The organism is Deinococcus grandis, from assembly GCF_001485435.1.
GTDB lineage: Bacteria > Deinococcota > Deinococci > Deinococcales > Deinococcaceae > Deinococcus > Deinococcus grandis.
This window is the reverse complement of the sequence record NZ_BCMS01000001.1, coordinates 2,424,266-2,450,636: the sequence shown is the minus strand read 5'-3', so window position 1 is coordinate 2,450,636 and position 26,371 is coordinate 2,424,266. Positions and strand designations below refer to the sequence as shown.

General features: G+C 71.1%; 26 protein-coding genes and 1 tRNA gene. 14 read left to right on the top strand and 13 right to left on the bottom strand.

Features of this window, described 5'->3' with window-relative positions; genetic code table 11:
- Positions 1 to 112 precede the first annotated feature (112 nt).
- The 4 genes from tdh to DEIGR_RS11910 all read left to right on the top strand — a co-directional run bounded on the left by tdh (position 113) and on the right by DEIGR_RS11910 (position 4,096).
- Positions 113 to 1,138 (top strand): L-threonine 3-dehydrogenase, encoded by a 1,026-nt coding sequence (tdh, locus tag DEIGR_RS11925; RefSeq protein ID WP_058978694.1) that lies wholly within the window; start codon positions 113 to 115, stop codon positions 1,136 to 1,138.
- A 264-nt stretch (positions 1,139 to 1,402) separates the two neighbouring features.
- A complete protein-coding gene (trpS, locus tag DEIGR_RS11920) occupies positions 1,403 to 2,431 on the top strand; it encodes a tryptophan--tRNA ligase (protein WP_058978692.1) in 1,029 nt (342 codons plus the stop codon).
- Positions 2,432 to 2,645: 214 nt separating this feature from the next.
- The gene (gene dnaJ, locus DEIGR_RS11915; protein ID WP_058977530.1) at positions 2,646 to 3,770 is read left to right on the top strand and encodes a molecular chaperone DnaJ; all 1,125 of its coding nucleotides are present in this window, start codon (positions 2,646 to 2,648) and stop codon (positions 3,768 to 3,770) included.
- On the top strand, positions 3,770 to 4,096 hold the full coding sequence (locus DEIGR_RS11910) for a hypothetical protein (protein ID WP_058977529.1): 327 nt from the start codon (positions 3,770 to 3,772) through the stop codon (positions 4,094 to 4,096). The genes dnaJ and DEIGR_RS11910 overlap by 1 nt, the downstream gene beginning before the upstream one ends.
- Positions 4,097 to 4,301: 205 nt before the next feature.
- Here the strand turns inward: DEIGR_RS11910 and DEIGR_RS11905 are convergent, their stop codons facing one another.
- Positions 4,302 to 5,732, bottom strand: a complete 1,431-nt coding sequence (locus DEIGR_RS11905; RefSeq protein WP_058977527.1) for a phytoene desaturase family protein — start codon at positions 5,730 to 5,732, stop codon at positions 4,302 to 4,304.
- A 194-nt stretch (positions 5,733 to 5,926) separates the two neighbouring features.
- Between DEIGR_RS11905 and DEIGR_RS11900 the strand changes: the two genes are divergently transcribed.
- Entirely contained in the window at positions 5,927 to 6,922 is a 996-nt protein-coding gene (locus tag DEIGR_RS11900) for a ribose-phosphate diphosphokinase (protein WP_058977524.1), read from the top strand.
- A 76-nt stretch (positions 6,923 to 6,998) separates the two neighbouring features.
- Here the strand turns inward: DEIGR_RS11900 and DEIGR_RS11895 are convergent, their stop codons facing one another.
- Positions 6,999 to 7,457: a hypothetical protein gene (locus tag DEIGR_RS11895; protein ID WP_058977522.1), complete on the bottom strand. Its 459-nt coding sequence runs from the start codon at positions 7,455 to 7,457 to the stop codon at positions 6,999 to 7,001.
- Positions 7,458 to 7,475: 18 nt separating this feature from the next.
- A complete protein-coding gene (locus DEIGR_RS11890) occupies positions 7,476 to 8,951 on the bottom strand; it encodes a hypothetical protein (protein ID WP_058977519.1) in 1,476 nt (491 codons plus the stop codon).
- Between the two features lie 252 nt (positions 8,952 to 9,203).
- Here DEIGR_RS11890 and DEIGR_RS11885 point away from each other — a divergent pair, with 252 nt between their 5' ends.
- The 4 genes from DEIGR_RS11885 to DEIGR_RS11870 are packed head-to-tail and all read left to right on the top strand — an operon-like array spanning position 9,204 to position 12,237.
- On the top strand, positions 9,204 to 10,094 hold the full coding sequence (locus DEIGR_RS11885; RefSeq protein ID WP_058977517.1) for a fructosamine kinase family protein: 891 nt from the start codon (positions 9,204 to 9,206) through the stop codon (positions 10,092 to 10,094).
- Positions 10,095 to 10,147: 53 nt separating this feature from the next.
- A complete protein-coding gene (locus DEIGR_RS11880; protein WP_058977516.1) occupies positions 10,148 to 11,008 on the top strand; it encodes a VOC family protein in 861 nt (286 codons plus the stop codon).
- Between the two features lie 17 nt (positions 11,009 to 11,025).
- Entirely contained in the window at positions 11,026 to 11,883 is an 858-nt protein-coding gene (locus DEIGR_RS11875) for a hypothetical protein (RefSeq protein WP_058977513.1), read from the top strand.
- 33 nt (positions 11,884 to 11,916) lie between these two features.
- Positions 11,917 to 12,237 carry a non-heme iron oxygenase ferredoxin subunit gene (locus tag DEIGR_RS11870; protein ID WP_058977511.1) on the top strand — a complete coding sequence of 107 codons (321 nt, stop codon included), beginning with the start codon at positions 11,917 to 11,919 and terminating at the stop codon, positions 12,235 to 12,237.
- Positions 12,238 to 12,295: 58 nt separating this feature from the next.
- Here DEIGR_RS11870 and DEIGR_RS11865 read toward each other — a convergent pair whose 3' ends face one another.
- From DEIGR_RS11865 to DEIGR_RS11840, 6 genes are all read right to left on the bottom strand, one after another.
- Entirely contained in the window at positions 12,296 to 12,808 is a 513-nt protein-coding gene (locus DEIGR_RS11865; protein WP_058977509.1) for a hypothetical protein, read from the bottom strand.
- Between the two features lie 94 nt (positions 12,809 to 12,902).
- Positions 12,903 to 13,595 carry an ankyrin repeat domain-containing protein gene (locus tag DEIGR_RS11860; protein WP_058977507.1) on the bottom strand — a complete coding sequence of 231 codons (693 nt, stop codon included), beginning with the start codon at positions 13,593 to 13,595 and terminating at the stop codon, positions 12,903 to 12,905.
- A complete protein-coding gene (locus DEIGR_RS11855; protein ID WP_153013726.1) occupies positions 13,592 to 15,019 on the bottom strand; it encodes a serine hydrolase domain-containing protein in 1,428 nt (475 codons plus the stop codon). Before DEIGR_RS11855 ends, DEIGR_RS11860 begins: the two co-directional genes overlap by 4 nt.
- Before the next feature lie 51 nt (positions 15,020 to 15,070).
- Positions 15,071 to 15,517 (bottom strand): hypothetical protein, encoded by a 447-nt coding sequence (locus DEIGR_RS11850; protein ID WP_058977503.1) that lies wholly within the window; start codon positions 15,515 to 15,517, stop codon positions 15,071 to 15,073.
- A 101-nt stretch (positions 15,518 to 15,618) separates the two neighbouring features.
- Positions 15,619 to 16,791: an acetyl-CoA C-acetyltransferase gene (locus DEIGR_RS11845; RefSeq protein ID WP_058977502.1), complete on the bottom strand. Its 1,173-nt coding sequence runs from the start codon at positions 16,789 to 16,791 to the stop codon at positions 15,619 to 15,621.
- A gap of 70 nt (positions 16,792 to 16,861) precedes the next feature.
- A complete protein-coding gene (locus DEIGR_RS11840) occupies positions 16,862 to 17,452 on the bottom strand; it encodes an RNA polymerase sigma factor (protein ID WP_058977500.1) in 591 nt (196 codons plus the stop codon).
- Between the two features lie 85 nt (positions 17,453 to 17,537).
- Here DEIGR_RS11840 and DEIGR_RS11835 point away from each other — a divergent pair, with 85 nt between their 5' ends.
- Complete coding sequence (locus DEIGR_RS11835; RefSeq protein ID WP_407638323.1) at positions 17,538 to 17,918, top strand: FUN14 domain-containing protein; 381 nt, start codon at positions 17,538 to 17,540, stop codon at positions 17,916 to 17,918.
- A gap of 54 nt (positions 17,919 to 17,972) precedes the next feature.
- Here DEIGR_RS11835 and DEIGR_RS11830 read toward each other — a convergent pair whose 3' ends face one another.
- A complete protein-coding gene (locus tag DEIGR_RS11830) occupies positions 17,973 to 19,862 on the bottom strand; it encodes a peptidylprolyl isomerase (protein WP_058977498.1) in 1,890 nt (629 codons plus the stop codon).
- Positions 19,863 to 19,902: 40 nt separating this feature from the next.
- Here DEIGR_RS11830 and DEIGR_RS11825 point away from each other — a divergent pair.
- A tRNA-Arg gene (locus DEIGR_RS11825) sits at positions 19,903 to 19,979 on the top strand.
- 205 nt (positions 19,980 to 20,184) lie between these two features.
- The gene (locus tag DEIGR_RS11820) at positions 20,185 to 21,186 is read left to right on the top strand and encodes an SIS domain-containing protein (RefSeq protein WP_058977496.1); all 1,002 of its coding nucleotides are present in this window, start codon (positions 20,185 to 20,187) and stop codon (positions 21,184 to 21,186) included.
- Positions 21,187 to 21,344: 158 nt separating this feature from the next.
- Here DEIGR_RS11820 and DEIGR_RS11815 read toward each other — a convergent pair whose 3' ends face one another.
- Positions 21,345 to 22,307 (bottom strand): homoserine dehydrogenase, encoded by a 963-nt coding sequence (locus tag DEIGR_RS11815; protein WP_058977494.1) that lies wholly within the window; start codon positions 22,305 to 22,307, stop codon positions 21,345 to 21,347.
- Positions 22,308 to 22,565: 258 nt separating this feature from the next.
- Here DEIGR_RS11815 and prfA point away from each other — a divergent pair, with 258 nt between their 5' ends.
- On the top strand, positions 22,566 to 23,660 hold the full coding sequence (prfA, locus tag DEIGR_RS11810; RefSeq protein WP_058978689.1) for a peptide chain release factor 1: 1,095 nt from the start codon (positions 22,566 to 22,568) through the stop codon (positions 23,658 to 23,660).
- Positions 23,647 to 24,141, top strand: a complete 495-nt coding sequence (locus DEIGR_RS11805; RefSeq protein WP_046844391.1) for an NUDIX hydrolase — start codon at positions 23,647 to 23,649, stop codon at positions 24,139 to 24,141. The genes prfA and DEIGR_RS11805 overlap by 14 nt, the downstream gene beginning before the upstream one ends.
- Positions 24,142 to 24,213: 72 nt before the next feature.
- On the opposite strand, the gene DEIGR_RS11800 is transcribed toward DEIGR_RS11805, so the two are convergent.
- Together DEIGR_RS11800 and DEIGR_RS11795 are read right to left on the bottom strand one after the other, a co-directional pair.
- Positions 24,214 to 25,530, bottom strand: coding sequence for a sensor histidine kinase (locus tag DEIGR_RS11800; protein ID WP_058977492.1), 1,317 nt, complete (start codon positions 25,528 to 25,530; stop codon positions 24,214 to 24,216).
- On the bottom strand, positions 25,527 to 26,210 hold the full coding sequence (locus DEIGR_RS11795) for a response regulator (protein ID WP_058977491.1): 684 nt from the start codon (positions 26,208 to 26,210) through the stop codon (positions 25,527 to 25,529). Before DEIGR_RS11795 ends, DEIGR_RS11800 begins: the two co-directional genes overlap by 4 nt.
- Positions 26,211 to 26,371: the final 161 nt, after the last annotated feature.

Genomic DNA, 26,371 nt, shown 5'->3' with positions numbered 1-26,371 from the left:
CGTCCAGTCCACGCGGCCCGGACCGTTGCACCCCGGGCCGCGCAGGGGTAGAACTGCCCCCGTGACCCACGACCCCGCCACCCCGACCCCCGGCGCGACCCTGCCGGACACCATGCGCGCCCTGAGCAAGCAGCACGCCCAGGAGGGCATCTGGATGACCGAGGCGCCGGTGCCCACGCCCGGCCCGAACGACATCCTGATCAAGGTCCGCAGGGGCAGCATCTGCGGCACGGACGTGCACATCTACAAGTGGGACACCTGGGCGCAGAAGACCATCCCCGTCCCCATGATCGTCGGGCACGAGTACGTGGGCACCGTCGCCGCGATCGGCAGCGAGGTCCGCGGCTTCCAGATCGGTGACCGCGTCAGCGGCGAGGGCCACGTCACCTGCGGGCACTGCCGCAACTGCCGCGCCGGACGCCGCCACCTGTGCCGCAACACCCTGGGCGTCGGCGTGAACCGCCCCGGCTCCTTCGCCGAGTACCTCGTGCTGCCCGCCTTCAACGCCTTCAAACTCCCCGACGACATCCCCGACGACATCGCCGCGATCTTCGACCCCTTCGGGAACGCCGTGCACACCGCCCTGAGCTTCGACCTCGTCGGCGAGGACGTCCTGATCACCGGCGCCGGACCCATCGGCGTGATGGCCGCCGCCGTCGCCCGGCACGTCGGCGCGCGCAACGTCGTCATCACCGACATCAACGACTACCGCCTGGACCTCGCCCGGAAGATGGGCGTCACCCGCGCCGTGAACGTCGCCCACGAGGACCTCCGCACCGTCATGACCGAACTCGGCATGACCGAAGGTTTCGACGTCGGCCTGGAAATGAGCGGGTCCGGCCCCGCCTTCGCGCAGATGGTGGACGTCATGAACAACGGCGGCAAGATCGCCCTGCTCGGCATCCCCGCCGGACGCGTGGACATCGACTGGAACGGCGTGATCTTCAAGATGCTGACCATCAAGGGCATCTACGGCCGCGAGATGTTCGAAACCTGGTACAAGATGGCCGCCCTCATCCAGTCCGGCCTGGACCTGACCCCCATCATCACCCACCACTACCCCATTCAAGAATACCAGCAGGGCTTCGACGCCATGCTCGGCGGCCAGAGCGGCAAAGTCATCCTGAACTGGGAATAAACGGGGTGTGGACGTGGGTTGTGGGTTGTGGGGCGTGGATGCTGTGCCCACAACCGACAGCCCACAACCCACTTTCCCCCCTCGCCATCTGGCGGATGTTTCCCAGTCCCCTCGTGCGGCATGCTGCGGCGCATGAGCGTTGTCGTGCAGGTGTGGTGGCCCGGTGATCCGGGTGCCTTCGCCTGTTGACGTTCATCGTCGCGCCGCGCCCGGATTCAGTGTCCGGGCGCGGCTTTTTTCATGTCTCTCGTGGAGGAGTGGAGCATGTCGAATACAGGTAATGGAAGAGGGGAGAGGCCGCGCGTGCTGACCGGGGACCGCCCGACGGGCCGGTTGCACCTGGGACACCTGGCGGGATCGTTGCGTTCGCGGGTGGCGCTGCAGGACTCGCATGAGGTGTTCGTGCTCGTCGCGGACGTGCAGGGCCTGACCGATCACTTCGACCGGCCGGAGGTGCTGCGCCGGAACGTCCCGGAGGTGATGCTGGACTACCTGGGCGTGGGACTGGACCCGGCGCGGGTGACGTTCGTGCGGCAGTCGGGTGTGCCGGAACTGACCGAGCTGACCGTGTACCTGCTGAACCTCGTGACGGTGTCGAAGTTGCGGCAGAACCCCACCGTGAAGACCGAGATCGCGCAGAAAGGATTCGGGGAGGCGGTCCCGGCGGGGTTCTTCATCTACCCGGCGGCGCAGGTGGCCGACATCACGGCGTTCGGCGCGCAGGTCGTCCCGGTCGGGGAGGATCAGCTGCCCATGCTGGAACTGACGCGCGAGGTGGTCCGGCGCTTCAACGGGCTGTACGGGCCAGCCGCCGACGGCACGGACGTGCTGGTGGAGCCGCAGGCGCTCCTGTCCGCGTCGCCGCGCCTGCCGGGCCTGGACGGGCACGCGAAGATGGGCAAGAGCCTCGGCAACGCCGCGTACCTGAGCGACCCGCCGGACGAACTGCGGCGCAAGGTGATGGGCATGTTCACCGACCCCGCCCACCTGCGCGCGGCGGACCCCGGGCAGGTCGAGGGGAACCCAGTGTTCACGTACCTCGACGCCTTCGACCCGGACGCCGCCCGCGTGCAGGCCCTGAAGGACCACTACCGCGCCGGAGGGCTGGGCGACGTGACCGTCAAACGGCACCTGCTGGACGTGCTGGACGCTGAGTTGGCTCCCATCCGCGAGCGGCGCGCCGCGTACGCCAGGGACCCGCAGGCCGTCGTGGACCTCCTCCGAGGCGGCACGCAGCGGGGCCGCGAGGTCGCCGCGCAGACGCTGGCACAGGTGCGGGCCGCGCTGTTCTGAACGGGGGGTGTGGGGAGTGGGCTGTGGGATGTGGGTCGGTTGCAGCGGGCGGGACCGTCGCGGCTCTGCCACAGTGGCGCGGCCTCTGCTGTTCCCACTCCCTACTTCCCACAACCCACTCCCCGTAACCCACACCCCCTCTGCCCACTTTTCCTGAGTGTGGTCGTGTTAACCTGTGGCCGGAGGTCGGGCCTCGCCCGGCGAGACACGACATATGGATTACTACGAACTGCTGGGCGTCGCGAAGACCGCGAGTGCCGATGAAATCAAGTCCGCTTACCGTAAACTCGCGCTGAAGTACCACCCGGACCGGAACAAGGAAGAGGGTGCGGCCGAGAAGTTCACGCAGATCAACGAGGCGTACGCCGTCCTCAGCGACGCGGAAAAACGCGCGCATTACGACCGCTTCGGCAGCGCGCCGGGCGCGGGCATGCCCGGCGGCGATCCGTTCGGTGGGATGGGCGGTGCGGGCTTCGACCCGATGGACATCTTCGAGCAGCTGTTCGGCGGCGCGATGGGTGGCCGTGGTGGGCGGCGCGGTCCGGCGCGCGGGGACGATCTGGAAACCGAGGCGTTCGTGACGCTCGCGCAGGCCCGCGCGGGCGAGGAGATCGAGGTCACGGTGGACCGCCTGACCACCTGCGAACACTGCGACGGCTCGAAGACCGAACCCGGCGGCAAACCGCCCAAGACCTGCACGACCTGCGGCGGGGCGGGCGCGGTGCGCGCGCAGGCCCGCACGATCTTCGGCGTGGTGGAAACGCAGCAGGCCTGCCCCACCTGCCGCGGCGAGGGGCAGATCGTGCAGGACCCCTGCGTGGTGTGCAAGGGCCGGGGCCGCACCCTGAAGGCCGAGACCGTGAAGGTCAAGCTGCCCAAGGGGATTGACGAGGGCTACCGCATCCGCGTCAGTGGCGCGGGCAACGAGGGACCCGGCGGGAACGGCGACCTGTACGTGCACATCGAGATGGAGAAGCACCCCGAGCTGCGCCGCGAGCAGGAGCACCTGATCCACACGGCGAAGATCGGCTTCGCGAAGGCCGCGCTGGGCGGGCAGATCACGGTCCCCACCCTGGACGGCCCACACACGGTCGAGGTGAAGGCCGGCACGCAGCACGGCGAACTGCACCGCCTGCGCGGGCAGGGCATGCCGCGCCTCCAGGGGTCCGGGAACGGTGACCTGATCGTCGAGTACGACGTCATCGTGCCCAAGCCGGGCCAGCTGAACCCCGAGGCGCGCGAGGCGCTGCTCGCCTACGCCCGCGCCATGGGCGACGAGGTGAACGAGAAGCACGAGGGGTTCTTCGACCGGGTCGGCAAGATCTTCCGGGGCGAGTGATGCGCCGCCTGAGACTGTGGATGGGTGCGGCCCTGCTGGGCGTCACGCTGACCGCGTGCGCCGCCGATCAGATCGTCACCCCGGACGAGTACACGCGCCTGACGCCCGGCATGACGTTGGTGCAGGCGCAGCAGGTCGTGGGGGACCAGGGTCAGCCGGTGCAGGCGCTGGCGGGTCAGGCGCACCGCTGGGAGAACGCGGACGGCAGCTTCGCGCAGGGCACGTTCCTGGCGGGCCGCGCCGTGGACTTCGATCAGGAAGGCCTGCTGGCCGAGGCAGGCAGCAAGAGCAAGCTGAAGAAGCTGCGTAAATCCAACCGCCGCTGACCGCTGGATAGGGTGGGCCGCGCTGCCTCTGATACGGGATTAAATTGACTTGCTTGAACCGTGATCGCGTTCCGTTGTCCCCTCTCCCCCTGTGGGAGAGGGAGGGAGGCGCGAAGCGACGGAAGGGTGAGGGGGCCACCGGGCGACTCCGAATGATGTGGAATCACTTGAATCCCGTATGAATGGAGGCCGGGCGGCCCTTCTCCTATGGGGCGCGCAGCCTGAATTCGTCGTGCAGGGCGGCCTGCGCGGCGTGGTAGCCGCTCATGCCGTGAATGCCGCCGCCGGGCGGGGTGGCGCTGGAGCAGAGGTACACCCCTTTCACCGGGGTGCGGTACGGGGTGGGTGTGGGTAGCGGCCGGGCCAGCAGGCCCCACAGGTCGCCGCGCCCGCCATTCACGTCCCCACCCTGGAAGACCGGGCTGAACGCTTGCAGCTCGGGGGCTGTGGTGCGCCGCCGGGCCAGGATCAGGTCACGCCAGCCGGGCGCGAAGCGTTCGATCTGCGCCTCCATCGGCCCGCTGGCGTCGCCCGCGAAGCCGGACGGGACGTGCGAGTACGCCCAGAAGGTGTGCGCCCCGGCGGGTGCGCGGCTGGGGTCGAACAGGCTGTGCTGCGCGGCGAGCACGTAGGGCCGCGCGGGCACCTGCCGCCCCGCCACCCGTTCGGACTCGGCGAGGTCGGGTGCGAGGCCGCCCAGGTGCACGGTCGCGGCGCGCGCCACGCGCGGATCCGCCCACGGCATGGGGCCGGACAGGGCGTAATCGAGTTTCTGGAGGCCCGGGCCGTAGCGGTAACCCTCCAGCGCGGCGCGGTACCAGCCCGGGGCGCGGTCGCCCAGCAGTTCCAGCAGCACGCGGGGGCTGCTGTCCACCAGGGTCACGCGGGCGGGCGGCAGGTCCCGCGCGGACCGCACCGTCACGCCGGTCAGGACCTCGCCGCCCAGGAATTCCAGGTATGCGCGCAGGGCGTCCGCCAGCGCCTGCGCCCCCCCGCGCGGGAACGGCCAGCCGACCGCGTGCGCCAGCAGCGCCAGCACCAGCGTCATGGCGGCCGTGCCGGGCGTGGTCAGCGGCAGGTTGCTGTGGGCCGCCAGCCCCGCCCACAGCGCCTTCCCCTCCGGCGTGCGGAACAGCGTATCGCCCACCAGCTGCGCGCTCGGCAGGCCCCGCAGCCCGAAGCGCACCAGGGACAGCGGGTGACGGGGCAGGCGCGGCAGGGGCCGCAGGAGGTCGTCCAGCAGCCCCTCCCAGTCGTGCAGGAGCGGCCCCATCAGGCGCATCCAGGCGGGACCATCCCGCCCCAGGGCCTCGGCGGTCGCGTGCAGGTCCCGTTCCAGCGTCACGCTCCGCCCGCCCGGCAGCGGATGAGCGACCGGTGCCTCCGGCTGCACCCAGTCCAGCCCGAACGCGTGCAGCGGCCACTCCCGGAATGCCGGGCTGGCCACTGCCAGAGGATGAATCGCCGAGCCCACGTCATGCGTGAAGCCCGGCAGCGTCAGGGGCGCGCTGCTCAGGCCACCCCCCACCCGGCCGTGCGCCTCGAGCACCTGCACGCGCAGCCCGGCTCGGGCCAGCGTCACCGCCGCCGACAGTCCGTTCGGCCCGGCCCCCACCACCACGGCGTCCAGCGTCATGCCTCCCACCCTAACGCCCCCACCCCCGCGTCCCCCTTGAGCGGACATTCACCGCCCGTGTTCCCCGCCCGGGCACGCCTCCCGGGTATGACAGTCCCATCACGGGGCAGGTATGCTGCTGAGCGGTCAACAGTCGCGCCCCACGCAGGCGCGTATCAACCCCCGCCCCACCCTCACCTCCCGGAGGATTCCCCGTGTCCGTCCCCCACCGCGCCCCCGCCGAACTGCTCAACAGCCGCCGCTCACCCCTGCTGGTGTTCGCCGGGCAGAGCAACCGCCCCCTCGCCCAGGCCATCTGCGACCACCTGGGGGTGCCGCTGGGCCGCAGCAAGACCGAGAAGTTCACGAACGACAACATCATCGTGCACTACGAGGAATCCCTGCGCGAAGGGGACGTGTTCATCGTCCAGACCTTCAGCAACCCCGTCAGCGACTCGATCATGGAACTCATGCTCATGATCGACGCCGCCAAGAGCGCCAGCGCCGGACGCGTCACCGCCGTCATCCCCTACTACTCCTACGCCCGCAGCGACAAGAAGGACAGCCCACGCATCAGCATCGCCGGGCGCCTCATCGCCGACCTGCTGCAGGAAGCCGGGGCCGACCGCATCCTGACCATGACCCTGCACGCCCCGCAGGTGCACGGCTTCTTCAAGGTGCCCGTCGATCACCTCTCCGCGGACCTCGTGCTCAGCGAGCACTTCCGGCAGTGCGTGCCCGACGCGCACAACGGCGTCGTCCTGGCCCCCGACGCGGGCAGCATCAAACGCGCCTCGCAGATCGCGCGCCGCCTCGACAGCGGCCTCGCCATGATCGACAAGGAACGCCTCTCCGACACCGAGGTGCGCCCCCGCGCCCTGATCGGCGACGTGGACGGCAAGACCGTGTTCATCGTCGACGACGAGATCAGCACCGCCGGGAGCCTCGTCGAGACCGTCAACATCGCCCGCAGCATGGGCGCCAAGGACGTGTACGTCGCCGTCACGCACGGCGTGTACTCCGGCCCCGCCATCCAGCGCATCGCGGGCCTGGACGTCACCCAGGTCGCCAGCACGAACACCGTGCTCGTGCCCGACTCGAAGGTCGAAGCGTCCAACGGCAAGCTGGCCGTGCTGGACGTCGCGCCGCTGTTCGCGAACGCCATCACGAACATCCACACCGGCGCCAGCGTCAGCACCCTGTTCACCTGAGCAGCGGACAAGAAGGGCGGGGAGGTGATCGCGAGATCCCTCCCCGCTCTGTCTTCCTGTGTGGGCTGAGCCGGTCTTACTGGGGTTTCCGGGACACCCGGTACCTCCACGAAATCTGCTCCACCGGGGCCGGGCGCGTCTCGATCAGGTGTGCCGTTCCGAAGGGCCGGGCAATGCCGAGGCGTCCAGACCCGGTGTCTCCAACGAACAGATCGTAGGTGTGCAGCGCGTCCTGAGCCGGATTCAGGGTCAGCCGGAAGTAGACGGGGGTCAGGCCAGGGTCGATCAGGAGAATGGCCCAGCCATAGAGTTCTGCCGCGTTCGCCGCCAGCTTGCGGACGCTGGTGAGCAGGGTGCCGTCCAGGTATTCCCCTGCCCACTCCGGGTACGTTTCGCGCAGCAGCTGCGGAATGTAGTACGTCAGGTCGTCCTGGAGGGTGATGGACAGTTCCGGGTCAACTTCTGAACCGGTCTGGGTTTGGCCGAGCAGTTCACGCAGGTGGGCTGCGAGCCGTGATTCGAGTGTCTGGGACATTGGACGCTCCGGGCGCCATTATGCCGTGGCCGGGGCGAGCCAGCGGGCGCGGGGCAGGAGCAGGAGCAGCAGCGTGGCGGCCAGGACGGTGAGGATCAGGCCCGCGTGGCCGCCGGTCAGGAACGCCAGGGGCAGCGCGGCGCTGGCGAGCAGGGGCAGCAGGGGCGTGCGGGCCTGTCTGGGTCCGCCGAGGATCACCCAGGCGAGGGCCGCGCCTGCGAGGCTGCCGAGGATCTCGGCGGGCAGGAGGGGCAGGTAGGCGGTCAGGACGCCGCCGAGGGTGAAGCCCAGCGCGAGGCCGAGCAGCGCGCCGCCGAGCGTGAGGGGCGCGAGGGGCGTGCGGCGCGTGACGGCCCACAGCGGGATCAGGAGCGCAGCGAGCACGACGGCGAGGCCCTGCGTGAGGTGCACCTTGGTGAGGGTCTCGCGGACGCTGCCCTGCGTGAAGACCACGGCGACGTCCTGTGCGGTGACGGCGTTCTTCAGCTGCCAGCGCAGGGTTGATGGCCCACCCAGTGCGGGGCGGGTCTGGCTGGTGGGGAACAGCGAGTACCGCTGGAACTTGGCGGGGCGGTCGGCGGTGACGGTCACGTCGAGGTCCCGGATGGCCTCGCGGCGGCTGAGCTGGTAACTCCAGGCGCGTGAGCCCTGGTGCGCGTATGCGACCTGCACGTCCACGCTGCCCCCGGCGGGCACCTGCCCCTCCCAGACGCTGCCGTTCAGGAGGTCGCTGGCGCTGAGGGCCTGTCCGTTCACGGTCAGGGTGAAGCCGCTGAGGGTGCCGCTCCCGCCAGGCAGCGGGAACGCGAAGCGCAGCGTGGCAGTCGTGTTCAGCGGGTTGCGGAAGCGGTAGCTGGCCTGGAAGGCGGCGGTGTAGTACGTGCCGCGCCCCCCGGCGGGGTCCACGAAGCGCAGGTCGGCGCGGACGACGCTGCGGTCGAAGTCCAGTGGCCGTTCGGACTGCATGACGACCTCTCGCGTGTAGCGCAGCCCCGCCGGGGTGCGGGTGAAGTTCTCGCGGAGATCCTGCACGGTCTCGCCGGGGTTGCCCAGGTACGGCAGCAGGCCGTCCAGGCTGTTGTCCACGCGGATGCGGGTGGCGACGTCGTTGGGCAGCAGGAGGCTGCGGGTGTACGTGCGGCTTTCCAGGAGGGCGGCGCTGGGCGCGACCTGCACGGTCTGTCCGCCGTCGGGGTCAGCGGCGTTGGCGTAGCGGGCGCTCTGCTGCGCGGCGATCCGGGCGTCCACGGCGTGGCGCGACACGTTCAGCACGACCAGCGCCCCGCCCAGCAGTATCGCGGCCAGGCCCCAGGCGCCGATCTGGGGGGCGCGGGCAACCACCCAGCCGAGGGTGCGGCGGGCGCGGTCCCGGTCGATCAGGGCAAGGCCCCCGAGGGCCAGCGTCAGCGCGGCCAGCACGAGGGCGGCGGGCAGGGCGAGGTCGAGCAGGGCGCGCAGCGCGCCGAGCAGGGCGGTCAGGGCAGTCTGAACCATGGGGCCTCCGGGCGTCCGGTGGACGGGTCCTGACGGGACCGGTTCACCCGAGCAGAGCGAGAAGGAGCGGAGAGGGTTCCGGGCGTGGAGCTGGATGACCGGTGTGATTCCGGGTATTCAGCGCAACAGACGGAAGCCGACTGGGGATGGGGGAGAGGTTGTGGTGGGTGTTGCTCTCCGGAGTACACCACTCACGGTCTTCGTGAAGCGTCCCTCTTTGGTTGCAGGGATCGGGTCGGGGCACGATGGAGCATGACGCTCCTCGACCTGCCTGTCCGGCCCCTGACCCCGCTGCTGGAGATGCACCTGGGCGCGGGTATCCGCGCGGCGCAGCGGCTACATGGCGGGGACATCAGCGACACGTTCCGGCTGGACACTACGCGCGGCCCCTTCGTGCTGAAGACCTCGCCGCAGAAGGCAGGTGGCCGCCTGCCCGACGGGTTCTACGCCGCCGAGGCGCACGGCCTGGGCCTGCTGCGCGCCGCGCCACTGGTCACCCCGGATGTCATCGCGCACGGCAGCGGCCCCGCCGGGCAGCCGTACCTGCTGCTGTCGTGGCTGCCGCCCGGCGAGGACACCCCCGCCGCGCAGGACGCCCTGGGGCGGGGCCTCGCGGCGCTGCACGCCCGGCCCGCGCCAGGGTTCGGGGGGCTGCCGGATAACTACTTCGCGTCGCTGGCGCAGCGCAACCCGTCCGCCGCGGGTGCCGCCGAGTTCTTCTGGTCGGCGCGGCTGGAGCCGCTGCTGACCCGCGAGCGGCTGCACCTGACGCCCCGCGACCGCTCGGGCTTCGACACGCTGCGGGATCGGCTGCCGGACCTGATCCCACCAGAGCCACCCGCCCTGGTCCACGGGGATCTGTGGCACGGGAACGTGCACTACACGCCGCGCGGCCCGGCCCTGATCGACCCGGCAGTGGGGTTCAGTCACCGCGAGGTGGACGTGGCGGCCCTGCGGCTGTTCGGCGGCGTGCCCCGGCGGGTGTTCCAGGCGTACCACGAGGCGTACCCGCTGGCGGACGGCTGGGAGGCACGAGTGCCCCTGTGGAACCTGTACCCGCTGCTGGCGCACCTGCTGCTGTTCGGCGAGGGGTACCTGGGCCGCACGCGCGAGGCGCTGCAAGCGGCCCTCGACCCCCGATAGGTTGGTTTTGCAAACCGGTTGATTTATCAAAGTAGAAGGGGCACACTGGAGGCATGACCACCACCTCCGTCCTGCCAGCCAGCACCCACGTCGGCACCGTGCACCTGAACGTCCGCGACCTGAACGGCACCGCCGCGTTCTACGCCACCCTGCTGGGCCTGCAAGATGCGACCCAGACCGACACCGACGTAATCCTGGCCGCGCAGGGCACGCCGCTGCTGCACCTGCACGCCGCGCCGGACCTGCCCCGCGCGCCCGTCAGCCGACCCGGCCTGTACCACACCGCCTTCCTGCTCCCCACCCGCGCCGACCTGGGCCGCTGGCTGGCGCACGCCGCGCGGCTGGGCCTGCGGATCGGCAGCGGCGACCACCTCGTCAGCGAGGCCTTCTACCTCAGTGACCCCGAAGGGAACGGCATCGAGGTCTACGCCGACCGCCCGCGCGACACCTGGACGTGGCGCGGCGGGCAGGTGCAGATGGACACGAAAGCCGTGGACGCCGCCGCCGTCCTCGCGTCCGCCGGGATCGACCCCACCACGCTGGACGGCGCTGTCGCCTTCACCGCGCCGCAGGGCACCACCGTCGGGCACGTGCACCTGAAGGTGGGCAGCGCCGCGCAGGCCGCCCGCTGGTACGCCGACACGCTGGGCCTGGACGTCGTCGCGGACCTGGGCAGCGCCGCATTCCTCTCGTGGGGCGGGTACCACCACCACGTCGGCCTGAACGAATGGCACAGCGCCGGGCAGCCCGTCCCCACCACGCCCGCCGCCGGACTGGCGGGCGTGACCTTCCACACCCCCGACCTGGGCACCCTGCGCACGCACCTTGCGGGCCGCGCGGACGTGCAGGATGCGGGTGACCACCTGACCCTGCACGACCCCTGGGGCAACCGCGTGACCGTCGCCCAGAACTGAACCGGGTACGCTGGGGCATGCGCGCCCACCACCGAACCCTGCTCCTGGCTGGCCTGCTGACCCTGATCCCCGGCACGGCGCGGGCCGCCGCCGCCCCCGCCGGACTGCACCCCGTCCTGGCCACGCTGCCCGGCAACGGCGGCACGTACCTACTGGGCGGCTGGCAGGACGGACGCTGGCTGACGGACGCCCAGACGCGCACCCGCATGACCACCGGGGCGACCTACACCCGCCTCGCCCCCGGTGCGGCCCCCACGCGCGTGCAGGGAGGCCGCCCCGCCTCGCTGGGCGAACCGTGCGAGGCGACCTTCGAGGTGAAGGTCACGCCCGCCCGCGCGGGACTGGCGGTCCTCACCTCGGCCCGGCTGAATCCCCAGCCGCGCCCCGTCACCGCGCTGCCCACCCGCAACGCCACCTACGAGGCCGCCGTCCGCGCCGAACTGCAGCGGTTGGGCCTGCCGAATCCGCAGGTGAACCTCACCCGCGTCATCCGCACTGATCTGGACGGCAACGGCACGCAGGAAGTCATCATCGAGGCCAGCCGCTTTCAGGAACGCAGCGGGGACTTCCCGCCGCCCACCGGGCAGCCCGGCGACTACAGCCTCCTGCTGCTGCGCGCCGTGGTGAACGGCAAGGTCGTGACCACCGTCCTCGGCGAACACATCGCACCCCAGACCCCCTGGGACCCCGGCAGCAGCGACCCCATGCCCATGGCGACGTGGCACCGACTGGCAGGCGTGGCCGACCTGAACGGCGACGGCCGCATGGAACTCGTCCTGTACGGCGCGTACTATGAAGGCTCGGGCTTCAGCGTGCAGCAGTGGACGCCCGCCGGACTGAAGGGCACGCCGCTGGAAAGTGGCTGCGGCGTCTGACCCACTCGCAAACAGGCGCTACACTCGCGCCTGATGAGCGACACGCCCGCCCGCACCCTCGTCGGCCCCACCGCCTCCCTGCCCGACGGCCAGCAGACCGCCGTGGACATCGGTGGGATCAGCGTGGTCGTCGTGAACTTCGAGGGGCAGTACTACGCCCTGCGCAACAACTGCACCCACAAGGACTTCCCCCTGCTGGGCGGGGACGTCAGCATGGGCCGCATCACATGCGAGAAACACGGCGCGAAATTCGAACTCGCGACCGGCAAGGCCAAGACGCTCCCCGCCGTGAAGCCCGTCAAGCTCTACCGGACGCAGGTCGAGGACGGCCAGCTGTACGTCTCCGAGCTGTAACCACACAGCAAAAGGAGAACGCCGTGACCGTCACGGCGTCCCCCTCTTGCTCTTCAGTTCAGAACCCGCGTTCCGTGTCGCCGTGCACCTGACTCTGCAGTTCCGGCGTTTCACCCTCGGGCAGATCACCGGGGCGCTGGCTCACACGGGGGGGACCCTGCTCGCTGGGTGGCGTGTAACCGGGGTTCGGGTCGACGGCCCGCTGCTGGGATTCCAGGGCCATCGTCGTGGACGCGTTGATACCCACGCCCGCCGTCGGGATGATCGTGTCGAGGTTCTCGCCGCCCAGCCCGGCGACCGTCTGCGCCCCGGCGAACTCGGCGTCCTGCGCCTGATGTTCCATGGCGGCCACGTCGCGCGTGGCGAGGTGGTCGAACTGCCCGGTCACCTCTTTGGCGCTGGTGGGATCGACCGGCTCGTACTTGCCCTGATCGGCGCTGCCCACACGGTCCTCGGCGGGCGTCGTCGTGTACGCCTCCTGGTGATCGTCCTTCGGGTCGGGCGTGTCGAAGCCCGTCTGCGCGCCGTGCTCGCCCGTCCGCTGCGGGTTGCGGTCATCGTGATTGGTCATGCGCCCAGTCTGACCCGCACGTTCCGCAGCTGCCTTCGGGCTTTCTTCAGACGCCCGAACGGAACCGTTCAGGAAGACTGAACCGTAGCGCCCATCACGCCGGAAGGGGCCCCTCCAGCGAGTCGGCCAGCGCGGCGTGCCCCTCCTCGCGCGCGAAGTCCGCGGCGCGGCGACCGTCCGCCGTGCGGGCGTCCGCGTCCGCGCCGCGCTGACGCAGGAACAGCGCGAGCCCCGAGTCGCCGTTCTGCGCGGCGGCCATCAGCGGCGTGAACTCGCCCTGCTGCGTGGCGTTCACGTCCGCGCCCGCCATGACCAGCGCCCGTGCCAGCGCCCCGTGCCCGCCCGCCACCGCCGAGTGCAGCGGCTGCACCCGCATCGCGTTGCGGCTCACCGCGTTCACGTCCGCACCGCGCGACAGGAGTGTCTCCGCGACCCCGGCGTGCCCGAAGAACGCCGCGAGGCCCAGCGGACTGAACCCGTCCCCACTCACGCCATGCACCAGCGCCGGGTCGGCATCCAGTTCGCGCGTCAGGGCTGCCTCGTCCCCCAGCGCCGACGCCTCGAATACGTTCAGGGGCGCGCCCAGCTCCACGAGCACACGCGCCATGTCCGGACGGCCGTAGTACACCGCGAACAGCACCGGACTCACCCCCATCGGGCTGGGCAGGCCCAGCAGCCCCGCGTCCCCGTCCACCAGGGCGCGCAGCAGCGCCTCGTCCCGCGTCTTGATCGCCAGGAAGAACGCCGCCTCGCGGTCCCCCACCACCTCACCCGCTCCGTCAGTCATGCGCCCAGGGTAGAGGCTCGGGCGCTCAGCGTGTGGCCCTCGCCGTAATGCGGGGCGCACAACCGCACGGTCAGGGGCGCGTCGGGGGCGGGCCAGCGCACCTCCCAGCGCGCGCCGTCCTCGATCAGCAGCAGCGTCAGGGCCAGTGTCCCGTCCGCCTGCCAGCCCGCCCGGACGGTCAGGGCGACGGTGGTGCCCCAGGTGTCCAGTGTCTGCTCCTCCCAGGCGTTCAGCGTGAACCGGACCGTGTTCGGCGCCTGCCCCTCGAGGACCAGCGCCCCGCGTTCCCCCGTGACGGTCAGGGTCGCGGCCTCCCACCCCTCGTCGTTCGGGTCGAACGTGAAGTGCGCCTGCACGTCCCGCAGTGGCGGCGACGTCAGGATCTCCGGGACGGGCAGCGTCAGGCCCGCGCAGCGCACCCACAGCACCTCCGTAGCTGCGCTGGGCGGCAGGGGAGACTCCTGCGCGTTCCCCAGCAGGTGCGTCCAGGTGTGATCCAGCACCCGCCCCATGTCCGCCACGCCCGCCGTGACGGCCAGCACCATGTTCTGCGCCGGCATCATCACGCAGAACTGCCCAAACGCGCCGTCCGCCCGGTACGCGCCGTGACGGCAGCGCCACAGCCCATACCCGTACCCCTGCGCCCAGTCACTGAGCTCGTCGCCAGTGTTCGTGCCGGGCGGGGTATGCGCGCGACTCATCGCGTCCACCCAGTCTGGGGCCAGCAGCGTCTGCCCCTGCCACGTGCCCCGGTTCAGCAGCAGCTGCCCGAAGCGCGCCACGTCCCCGGTGCGCAGGTGCAGCCCCCACCCGCCCAGGTTCACGCCCCGCGCGTTGCTCACCCAGCGTGCCCCCCGGACCCCCAGCGGCTCCAGCAGGCGCGGCGTCAGGAACTCCAGCAGCGTCCCACCGGTCACGCGCTGCACCAGCGCCGACAGCAGGAACGACGCGCCGCTGTTGTACACGAAGTGCGTGCCGGGCCTGAACTCGACCGGCTGCGCCAGGAACGCCGCCGCCCAGTCCCTGTCCCCCGCCGCGACCAGCGCGTCCGTCACGTCCGCCGCGTGCCCGGTGCGCATGGTCAGCAGATCCTCGACCCGCATGGCCCGCAGGTGCCCGCCTACCACCGGCGGCAAGGCGTCCGGGAAGAGGTCCACCACCCGGTCGGTCACGCGCAGGCGACCCTCCTGCACGAGCAGGCCCACCCCCGCCGCCGCGAACGCCTTGCTCATCGAGTACACGTGCTGCACCCGCTCCGGCCCGTACGGGAACCAGTGCCCCCCGGCGATCACCCGACCCGAGCGCCGCAGCGTGAAGCCATGCACCTCCAGCCCGTCCGCCGCCAGGGCGTTCAGCCACGCCAGCACCGCCCCGGACGGCAGACCCAGCGACTCCGGCGACACCTGAACCATAGAAAGAGGCACGCCCCACGCTACGGGAGGTGCCACTGCGGCGGCATCCGCCAGGTGGCGCACCTACCGGTGATCCACGACAGTCAGTGGCTGCGCGGGCGTCAGCGTGATCTGCCCGGGCACTGCCTCGAACGTGAACGGCAGGCCGCCGAGCCGCACGGCCCCCAGGTGCCGCGGGTCGAGGGACGCAGCGAGCGCCCGCAGAGGCCCAGCGTCCCCGGAGAGGGTGATGCGCTGCACGGCGCGGTCCGGGCCGACGAGGAGGTTGACGAATCCGAAACTGCTGGCCGGTGCAGTGACGCAGGTGTTCCTGAACTCCCGGGTGTACACGTAGATTCTGGGCTGGCCCTGACTGCCGGTTTTCCGCAGAGTCGTCACGTCCAGCGGCGCGTGCAGGGAGGACTGAAGCCAATCCGCGAAGGCGTAGCAGTCGGGTGCAGGGGCTGCGCTGGAAGTCGGCGGACTCCACATCAGAACGCCCAGCAGGGGCAGGAACGCGCGGCGTGGCATACCGGCACCTTACGACGCGCGTGATCTGCGGTTGTGCTCATCCGCCCACGAAGAGGGGCGGGAGCCTTCCTGTCGCCATCCGCCCCCTGATTGTTGCTGTGTTACGCCCGCGCGCGGACGACGACGGCGATGCCCATGCCGCCGCCGATGCACAGGCTGGCGACGCCGGTTTCCTTGCCCAGACGGCGCAACTGGTGGATCAGCGTGACGAGCACGCGCGCCCCGGAAGCGCCGATGGGGTGCCCGAGTGCGACCGCGCCGCCCGTGACGTTCACGCGGGCGGGGTCGGCGTTCAGGTCGCGCATGACGGCCAGGGACTGCGCGGCGAAGGCCTCGTTCAGTTCGAACAGGTCCACGTCGGCGACGCTCATTCCGGCGCGGGTCAGGGCGACGGGGACGGCCTTGGCGGGGCCGATGCCCATGATGGCGGGGTCCACGCCGATGGCGGCGTAGCTGGCGATCTCGGCCAGGATGGGCAGGCCGTGCGCCTGGGCGTACTCCTCGCTGGCGACGAGGAGCATGGCGGCGCCGTCGTTGATGCCGCTGGCGTTCCCGGCGGTGACGGTGCCGTCCTTCCTGAAGGCGGGTTTCAGTTTGGCGAGGGCCTCGGCGGTGGTGGCGCGGGGGTACTCGTCGGCGCTGAAGGTGGTGGGGCCCTTGCGGCCGGGCACCTCGACGCTGACGAGTTCATCCGCGAAGAAGTTCCCTTCCAGCGCGGCGGCGGCGCGGGTCTGGCTTTCCAGCGCGAAGGCGTCCTGTTCCTCGCGCGTCAGGTTCCACGCTGCGGCGATGTTCTCGGCGGTGATGCCCATGTGGTAGTTCCCGAACACGTCGGTCAGGCCGTCCGAGAGGATGCTGTCCAGCGCCTGCGCGTGCCCCAGTCGGTACCCTTCGCGGGCGCGGGGGAGGAGGTACGGGGCGCGGCTCATGCTCTCGGTGCCGCCCGCGAGGTACAGCTGCCCGTCCCCGGCGCGGATGCCCTGCGCGGCGCTGATGACGGCCTGGAGGCCGCTGCCGCACACGCGGTTCACGGTCAGGCCCGGGACGTCCTGCGGGAGGCCCGCGCCGATGCCGACCTGACGGCCCACGTTCATGCCGCTTCCGGCCTGCAGGACGTTCCCCACGATCACGTCCGCCACGTCCGCGCCGTTGACACCGTCCAGCACGGCTTTCGCCGCCGTGACACCCAGATCGGCCGCCGAGACGTCCTTGAGGCTGCCCATGAAGCTTCCGATCGGCGTGCGCTTCGCCGCCACGATCACCAGTTTGCTCATGCCCGGAGAATAACGGGCGTTCGTTCCAGCCGCGGGTCACCGGGGTGGGAACGCCCACTCCGAGTTGAGGTCAGTGGACGTCGGCGACGCTCTCCAGCAGGTCGGCGAGCTGCTCCTTGGCGCGGAACACGCGGCTCTTGGCCGTACCGACCGCCACGCCCTGAATCTGCGCGATCTCGTCGTAACTGAGGTCCTCGACGAAGCGCAGCACGACCGCCTCGCGGTACTCGTGCGGCAGCTGCGACAGGGCGCGTTGCACGCGGTCCTGCGCGTCTGCACTCTCGGCGGCCTGCACGGGTGAGCGGCGTTCGCTGGTCACCTCGAAGCCCACGTCCTCGCGGGCCTGTTCCAGCGAGAAGCGCTGCAACTGCTTACGGCGGTGCGATTCGATCTGCGTGTTGCGCGCCACCTGATACAGCCACGGCAGCACCCGCTCCCCGGCGCGGAACGTGCGGATGCTGCGCCACGCGCGGTAGAAGACCTCCTGCGTCAGGTCCAGCGCGTCCTCGCTGTTGCCTTCCAGGCGGTACAGGTAGCCGTACATGCGGCCCTCGTACTCCTGCACGAACTCGAACCAGGCCTGCTCCTCACCCGCGCACAGGCGCCCATACAGCTCTGGGGAGATCACGTCGGGAAGGGAGGGCTCGGTCGGGAGGGTCACGGTGCCCTACACCATACCGCGCCTCGCCCCGGCGCGCCCTCCGCCTTTCGGCGCAGCCGTCCCGGCGCGCTAGGATGCGCGCACCTTGAGCGCCACCGGTTCCACCATCCTCCTTCATGTCAGCGCGGCCGCGCCCGCCCCGGCGGGGTTCGCGGACGCCCTGAAGCCCCTGCTGCCCGACCTGAGCGTCGGCGCGCTGCTGGGCTTCGCGACGGGCGTCGCCCTGAAACACATCGGCCGCTGGGCGCTGGTGGGGCTGGGCGTGCTGTTCATCACGGTGCAGGTCCTGGCGTACTTCGATCTGGTCAGCGTGAACTGGTTGCGCGTGCAGGCTCTGGCCGAGCCGTGGCTGGCGCAGGGCCGCGAGAACGGCGGCGCGTGGCTGGCCCGCCTGCTCACCGCGAACCTGCCCTTTGCCGGGGCGTTCACGGCGGGCCTGCTGCTGGGCCTGCGCGCCCGCGTGTAGACACGAACAACCGCCCCGGACCATGACGGACCGGGGCGGCGCTGCGTGAGGGCTTTACTTGTCGCTGGTGGGCGGCGTGGCGCTGCCGTCCGTCTTGGGAGTGGTCGCCGCGCCGTCCGTCTGGCCGTCGGTGCTGTCCTTGGCGGGCGTGGCGGGCGTCTTGGGCGCCGCGGCGGCCACGCGCTTCTCCTGCGCGGCCAGCACGGTCTTCAGGTTGTCGGTGGGCTTGAGGGTCTTCACCTGGGCGTCCAGGAAGGTCTGGCCCTCGCTGCTCTTCTTCTGGCCCAGCACGACCGGCTCGATCTGGTCGCGCACCTCGGCGAAGCTCTTGGTCTCGGCGGGCTTCAGGTCGGTGACGTACAGCACCGAGTAGCGGTCGCCGACCTTCACGACGTCGCTCAGGCTGCCGTCGGCGGCGTCCTTGAGGGACTTGGCGGCGAACACGGCGGCGTTCAGTTCCTCACTCAGCTTGCCGTCCCCGGCGGTGACGGTGCCGCGCTCGCTGACGGTGCCCCCGGCCTTGCTGGCCGCCGAGACGAAGTCGCCACGGGTGTAGCTGCCCCGGAAGGCCACGGCCTTGGCCTGGTCCTTGAAGCTGGCCTCGCTGACCGCCGCGCTGGCGGGCGATTCGAACTGGGCCTTGTTCTCGGTGTAGTACGCCTGCAGGTCCGCGTCGGTGACCTTCGCGTTCCGCGCGCCGTACGCGGCGACGCCCTGCGCGATCTCCTGGCGGGTGCCGACGAGGTTCAGCTTCAGGCGCTCGGCGATGGTGGGCGCGCCGTACCCCTGGATGATCTGCTGCACGACCTGCGGTTTCAGGATGCCGTTCACGAGCTGCGAGGCCTGCTCGGCAGGCACCTGCTGCAGCAGGCTGGCGAACTGCTGGTTCTGCACGACCTGTTCGATCACCTGCGAGTAGCGGACGTTCTGCCCGGCGACGGTGGCGACGGTGGGGTCCTCGACCTTCCAGTTCAGGTCCTTGAACTCGATCCTGGCGTCCTTGCGCAGACCCTCGACCCAGGCTTCCACGGCGGCGTTCTGCTTGCTGGCGTTCACGGCGGTGGCCACGTCGCTCTTGGCCTCGGCGAAGGGCTTGGCGCTGGGGGCGAGATACTTCTCGACCTTCACGATGTAGAACTTCCCGCCGCTCTCGACGACGTCGGTCAGGCCGCCATCCTTCAGGGCGAAGGCGGCCGCGCCGACCTCGCTGGGCAGCGCCACCTGCGCCACGGGGCGCGGCGCGCCGTTCTCGATGGGGCCCAGGGCGCCGCCCCGGTCCTTGAACTCGGTGCTGTTGGCGCCCGCGAGCTGCGCGAAGTCCGCGCCGCCCCGGAGCTGCTTCAGGAGGTCCGCGGCCTTGGCCTTGTCCGCCACGACGATCTGACGGCCCTGGATGCGCGCGTCCGTCTGGTACTTCTCCTGGTTCAGGTCGTAGTACGCCTGGAGTTCCGCGTCGGTCGCGGCGGGCACGCCCTTCTTGATCTCGTCGACCCGGCGTTCGATGGCGAGGCTCTGGCGCACCTGCTTGCGGTAGTCGCTGTCGGTCAGGCCCACGCCCTGCAGCGCGTCCGTCCAGGCCTTGTTATCGGTCAGGTTGTTCTGCGCGCGGACTTCCTTCACCTTGGCGTCCACGTCGCTGCGGCTGACCTTGATGTCCTTCACGGCGTTCGACACGAGCGTCTGATCGACCTGCTGCGCGACCACGTACGTCTTGAAGTCGTCGCCGAGAACGCCGGTATCGGTGCTGCTCAGGACCGGATTCTGCCGCTTGGCGGCCTCGAGCTGCTCGACGGTGACGGTCGTGCCGTTCACGGTCAGGGCAGGCGTGCCGGTCTGCTTGTTGAACAGGTCGCCCAGGTTCGGGGTGAACTGGTAGGCCATGCCGACCACGAGCAGCAGGGCCAGGACGCCCATCAGGACGTTCACGAGTTTCTTCTTGTTCACTTGATCTCCTTCATGCGAGGTGCTAGGGTACCGGAGCTCTGCACTCGTAGCTCAGGTGGATAGAGCGTTGGCCTCCGGAGCCAAAGGCCACTGGTTCGAGTCCAGTCGAGTGCACCACCCACTGAACGCCACCCCTCGGGGTGGTGTTTTTCGTTCAGGACGCAGGCGTCCCCGGCGGTTGTCTTGAAGCGCACGGGCCGGATTCTAGCACGCAGAATTAAGCGGACGTGAAGAAAAAGAATGCGTGCCTGACGCACTTTTCGCCCCATCCGGTCGCCGCGCGTCACCCCGCCCCCCGCCCGGAGCCTGTACCCTGAAGCGCATGAGCACCCACCTCCTGACCCTGCTTGAAACGCTGCCCGGCAGCTACAGCGGCCCCACCCGCCCCGAGGACGCCCCCTACGGCCTCGTCGGCAGCGGCGAGGGCACCCTGGCGGCGCACCTCGCGCAGACGCTCGTGGCGAGCAGCCTCACCCGCAGCGGCACGCAGTTCGTGCTGAGCAGCCCCGACGCCGCCGCGCTGGCCACCGACTACGCCGACCTCGCCAGCGTCGCCGGCGCGCAGGTGCGCCGCGTTGCCACCGGCGGCACCCCCGAGGAGATCGACACCCTGGTCCCCGGCGGGCCGCTCGCCACGTACCACTTCGCGCAGTTCGTCGCCCACGCCACCGGGCACAGCGAGGACGCCCAGGCCGCCGACGCCCTGCTGGCCGACCTCGCCGCCCGCTGCGCCCCGCACGTCACGGAGAACAACCCCGCCCGCGACCTCGCCTGGAGCCTGTGGGGCCGCACGCCGCTGCTGCTCGCCGCGCCCGACGCGGACGCCCTGCCGCACGCGTGGCAGCAGCTGCTGGCCCGCACCGGCAAGACCCTCAGCGTGCCCCTGATCGGCGACCCCCTACCCCTGGTGACCGGCGCGTTCGAGGCGCAGCACGAGAAGGGCGACGCCAAGGTCGCCGTGATCCTCGGGGACGCCGACGACACCCTCCTGCTCGCGCGCGAGGTCCTCGAATCCCGCATCGACGAGATCATCCACGTGCCCTCCCCGGACGGCGCCGTCGGGTACCCGGCTCAGCTGGCCCTGTGGTACTTCGGCGCGTGGGTCGCCGCGTACCTCGCGGAACGCTACGGCGCGTCCGCCGCCGACCAGCCCGTCCTGGGCCGCGCGCAGGGCGTCATGAGCGGCGAGGACCGCGAACAGGCCCGCCTCGCCGCGCCCCGCGACGACCTGCGCCGCACGAACGTCGTCAAGGACTGGGCCGACGACCAGGACCTGGACGACGTGGAACTCGACGAGGACGGGGACGACCGCGACGAGCAGTGAACGGGGGCAGTGGGGTGTGGGAAGTGGGGAGTGGGTCGCGCGCCTGACCCGCCCCCGCTGAAGCCACCAGACAGAAAAACAGGGAGCGAAGGCGAGTGCCGACGCTCCCTGCTTCTGCTGTTCCCACTCCCTACTGCCCACTCCCCACACCCCAGAATTCAGTGCAGAGGCACGTGCCCGGGGAAGCCGATCACCCAGTCGAGCAGGTCGCCGACCATGGCGCTCGCGGTGACCATGCCGCCCGCGCCGCCCCCGGCGAAGATCAGGGTGCCGCATTCCTCGCCCTCGTACACCATGGCGTTGCGGCTGGCCCCGGCGTTGCACAGCGGGTGGTCCTCCGGGAGGGACTGCGGGGAGACGCGGGCCTGCCACTCTCCATTCACGCGTTCCAGTTCCGCGACGAGTTTGATGCGTTCACCGCGCGCGCGGGCGCCCTGCACGTCCGCGAGGGTCAGCCCCTCAATGCCCTGCACCTGCACCCGGTCGAACGGGAAGTTGCCGTCCGCGCAGAAGCGCGCCAGGACCGTCAGTTTGTGGGCCGTGTCGAACCCGCCGACGTCCAGGGTGGGCGGGTCCTCCGCGTACCCCAGCGCCTGCGCTTCCGCGAGCGCCTGGGCGTACTCCTTGCCCTGTTCCATCTGCGTGATGATGTACAGGCACGTGCCGTTCAGGACCGCCTGGAGGCGCCCGAAGGTGCTGGCGCGCAGCACGGTGCTCATCGGGCCGATCACGGGCGTCCCGGCCATCACGGACGCCTCGTAGTACAGCTTGCCGTCCAGCGCGTAGTCACGCAGTTCGTCCCATTTCTCGGCCAGCAGCGCCTTGTTCGCCGTGATCACCGGGCGGCCCGAGCGCAGGTACGGACGCAGGAGGTCCATGGGGCGCTCCACGCCGCCCATCGCCTCGATCACCACGCCGCACTCCTGCAGGAATGCCGGGTCGGTCGTCAGGGGCGTGCCGGGCGGGCAGGCGCGCGGGCGGGAGGTGTCCCGCACGAGCACGCCCGCCACCTCGATCCGCACGCCCAGATCCGCGAAGATCGCCTCGCGTTTCTGGATCAGGTTCAGGACGTCCTGCCCCACGGTCCCACAGCCCAGCACGCCGACGGTCACGGTTCTCATGCGCCCGACTGTAGCGCCCCCGCCCCCCACGTCCGGACCCCTGGATTAGACGCATTCCCGGTGGGGGAGAGGCTGCCGGGTGTCAGGTAGGATCGCATGGGCACCTGACACCCGGCAGGCCCACTGTGAGCGTCGCGTCAGGGGAACGTGTCCACAGGCGCTCACAGGCGGGCGCTAGACTGCGCTCATGATGCCCGTGTCCACCCTGTCTGCCCACAGCCGTCCGCCGTGCCGAGCACGCGGGCGCTCCCCCGCCCCGTGAGCCGCCTCGATGAACTCGCGGCGGAATTCGGCAAGGTCGAGCGTGCCCTGGGCGACCCGGCCGCGCTGGCCGACCCGCGCGAGTACGCCCGCCTGACCCGCCGCCACCGCGAACTCCTGCCGCTCGTGACCCTGCTGCGCGAACGCGACGGGCTGCAGGGCGACCTGACCGGCGCCCGCGAACTCCTGACCGATCCCGACATGCGTGAACTGGCCGCCGGGGAGGTGCAGGCCCTGGAGGCGCGACTGGCCGAGATCGAATCGGACCTCGTCGTGCTGCTGCTCCCCACCGACCCGGACGACACGAAGGACGTGATCCTGGAACTGCGCGCCGGGGCGGGTGGCGCCGAGGCCGGGCTGTTCGTGATGGACCTGCTGCGCATGTACACCCGCTACGCCGACGGGTTGGGCCTGAAGGTGACCGTCCTGGACGCCAGCGAGAGCGACCTGGGCGGCGCGAGCAAGGTCGTCGCCGAGATCACGGGCGACGGCGCGTTCCGCGCCTTCAAATGGGAACGCGGCGTGCACCGCGTGCAGCGCGTTCCCGCTACCGAGAGCCAGGGCCGCATCCACACCAGCACCGTCACTGTCGCCGTGTTGCCCGAGGCGGACACCGAGGAGATCCAGCTGGACCTGTCCGAGGTCCGCATCGACGTGTTCCGCTCGCAGGGCGCGGGCGGGCAGGGCGTGAACACCACCGACTCCGCCGTGCGCGCCGTGTACCGCGCGGGCACCCCCGACGAGATCATGGTCGTGTGCCAGGACGGCCGCTCGCAGATCAAGAACCGCGAGAAGGCCCTGCAGGTCCTCGCCGCGCGCCTCGCCGAGCGGGAACGTGTCGCGCGCGAGGAACGCGAACGCAGCGACCGCGCCGCGCAGGTCGGCAGCGGCGACCGCAGCGAGAAGATCCGCACGTACAACTACCCCCAGAACCGCGTGACCGACCACCGCCTGGAGGGCGAGGGCAAGAACCACCCCCTCGACAGCGTCATCGCGGGCGCACTGGGGCCGGTCGTGGCGAACCTCGCCCGCGCGCAGCGCGAACTGCAACTCCTCCAGATGGGCGAGGAGGGCCAGCATGGCGCGGCGTGACCTCCTCGTCGCCGCCGGGATCCTCCGCGACCGCTTCGGCCGGGTGCTGCTCGTCGGGAACGACTGGCAGGGCCACGGCCGCGTGCGCCACACCCTGCCCGGCGGCGTGGTCGAACCCGGCGAGACCCTCCCCGAGGCGCTGTACCGCGAGATCTACGAGGAAACAGGCCTGAAACTGACGGGTATCAGGCACATGGCATACACCGTCCACATCGAGGACGAGCGCCGCGGCGAACGCGCCATCGCCGTGGCGTTCGAGGCCACCTGGGACGGCCTCCTGAACCCCGCCGACCCCGACGGGTTCATCGTCGAAGCCCGCTTCTGCACCGTCGAGGAGGCGCTGGAGAAGATCGAGGCGCCCCCCATGCGCGAGCCCCTGAGCGACTACCTGCTCACCGGGGAACCGGGGCGCTTCTATGCCTTCAAGGGCTGGGACGGCCGCGGCGGCCTGCGCATCCCCGCGCTGAAACCCCGCACCTGACGCAGATCAGCAGGGAAGAGGCCCCGGGAACCTGAACTCCTGGGGCCTCTTCCCTGTGGTGGGGACGCCGGGTCAGTCCGTCCCGCCCGGCAGGGTCACCGTGAAGTGCGCGCCGCCCAGTCCCTTGGAGGCCGCCAGCGCCGCCTGCCCCCCGTGCGCGGCGGCCAGGGCCCGCACGATGGCGAGGCCCAGGCCGCTGCCGCCGGTGTCGCGGGAGCGGCTGGCGTCCAGGCGGGTGAAGCGCGTGAAGACCGCCTCGCGGCTGCCCTCGGGGATGCCGGGGCCGTCGTCCTCGACGTGCAGGACGACCTGTTCGCCGCGCGCCTCGACGCGGACCTGCACGCGGCTGCGGGCGTGCCTCAGGGCGTTGTCCACGAGGTTCGTGGTGATCTGCCGCACGCGGTCCCGGTCGGCGTGCGTGAGGGCCGGTTCGGCCTGCACACCCAGCGTCAGGCCCAGCGCGGCGGCGCGGTCCTGGAGCGCCTGCACGACCTCGCGCCCCAGCGCGCCCAGGTCCAGCGGGCGCGGGTCCAGCGCCAGCCGTCCGGCGTCCGCCAGCGTCAGGGTGCGCAGGTCGCCCACCAGCCGCGTGAGGAGTTGCGTTTGCGTGCTGAGCAGCGTGATCTGCTCGGTGTTCAGCGGGTACACGCCGTCCTCCATGGCGTCCAGGCGCGCCTGCATGACCGCGATCGGGGTGCGTAGCTCGTGCGCGATGTCTGCCACCGCCTGCTGCCGCTCGCGTTCGAGCGCCTGGAGGTTCTCGGCCATGTCGTTGAAGGAGTGCGCCAGCGCCGCGATCTCCCGCTCGCCGCCCAGCACGGGCGCGCGGGCACTCAGGTCGCCGCTGGCCAGCCGCGCCGCTGCGCCCGACACCGCCGAGACGGGGCGCGCCACCCGCCGCGAGATCAGGAACGCCAGCAGCGCCGACACCGCCGCCGCCACCAGGCCCACCTGCAGGAGGCTGCTCTGAACGTCCCGCAGGAAGTCCTGCGCGCGGTTGCGGGGCGGCGGCTTGCCGTCACTGACGCGCAGGTTGCGGGGCCGTTTGCCGTTCGTGACGACCGCGTCCTCCCCGCTGGCCTGCTTCACCACGCCGCCCACGTCCGGGCTGCTGTCGAAGGGGTCCAGATATGCGTCGGCGGACGTGCCGGTCCGCACGACCGGCAGCGGAGGCGTGGGGGTCAGCACCTCACCGCGCAGGGTTGCCGCCTGCTGCTCGCGGATCATCTCGCGCACGCCGCTCGGCAGCCGCTCGAATTCGCGTTTGACGACCAGATTCGAGAAGTAGAAGGTGCTGCCCACCGCCACGCCCACCACCAGCAGCATGGCCAGCAGCAGCGTCACCGCCAGCGGCTGCGTGCGCTGCGGTTTCCCGGCGGGCGGGGTCATCCGGCGGCCTCCAGGCGGTACCCGACGCCCCGCACGGTGTGCAGCAGCCCCCCGGCGCGCGCGGCGTCCAGCTTACGGCGCACGCTGGCCAGATGCGCGTCCACCACGCGTTCCAGCGCGTCGCTGTCCGGCAGGGCCGCCGCGAGGAGTTCCTCGCGGGTGTACGCGCGGCCCGGCGCCTCCGCCAGCTGCGACAGCAGGCGGAACTCGGCCGGCGTGAGGCTCAGGGTCTCGCCGTGCACGCGCGCCACGACCGCGCGGCGGTCCACCTCCAGCGGCCCGACCCGCAGCGGCCGGTCCGCGTCGTCGAGCAGGGCGGTCGCGCGGCGCAGAACGGCCTTCACGCGGGCCATCACCTCGCGCGGGCGGAAGGGCTTGACCACGTAGTCGTCCGCGCCGAGTTCCAGCCCCACGATCTGGTCGGTCTCCTCGGCGCGGGCGGTCACGAGGATCACGGGCGTGCCGCCCTCGGCGCGGACGGTCTTCAGGACGTCCAGGCCGCTGCGGCCGGGCAGCATCACGTCCAGCAGGATCAGGTCCGGACTGGCGGCGCGGTAGGCGGTCAGGGCGGCGTTCCCGTCGGCGGCGCGTTCGGTGCGGTAGCCCTCCTGGCGGGCGTAGGCTTCCAGCACCTCCGCCAGTTGCGGTTCGTCCTCGACGATCAGGATCAGGGCACTCATGCCATGAGCGTACGTGAACGGCGTGAAGGTCGCGCGAAGGGCCCCAGATACCCCTGCCCCCTGCCAGATGGGGGAAACAGCCTCCTGGCGGGAGGCGGGGCGCCTTCGACAAATCTTCACGGAGGTTGCGCGGAGTCTTGACCCCCGCCCCGCACGCTGGG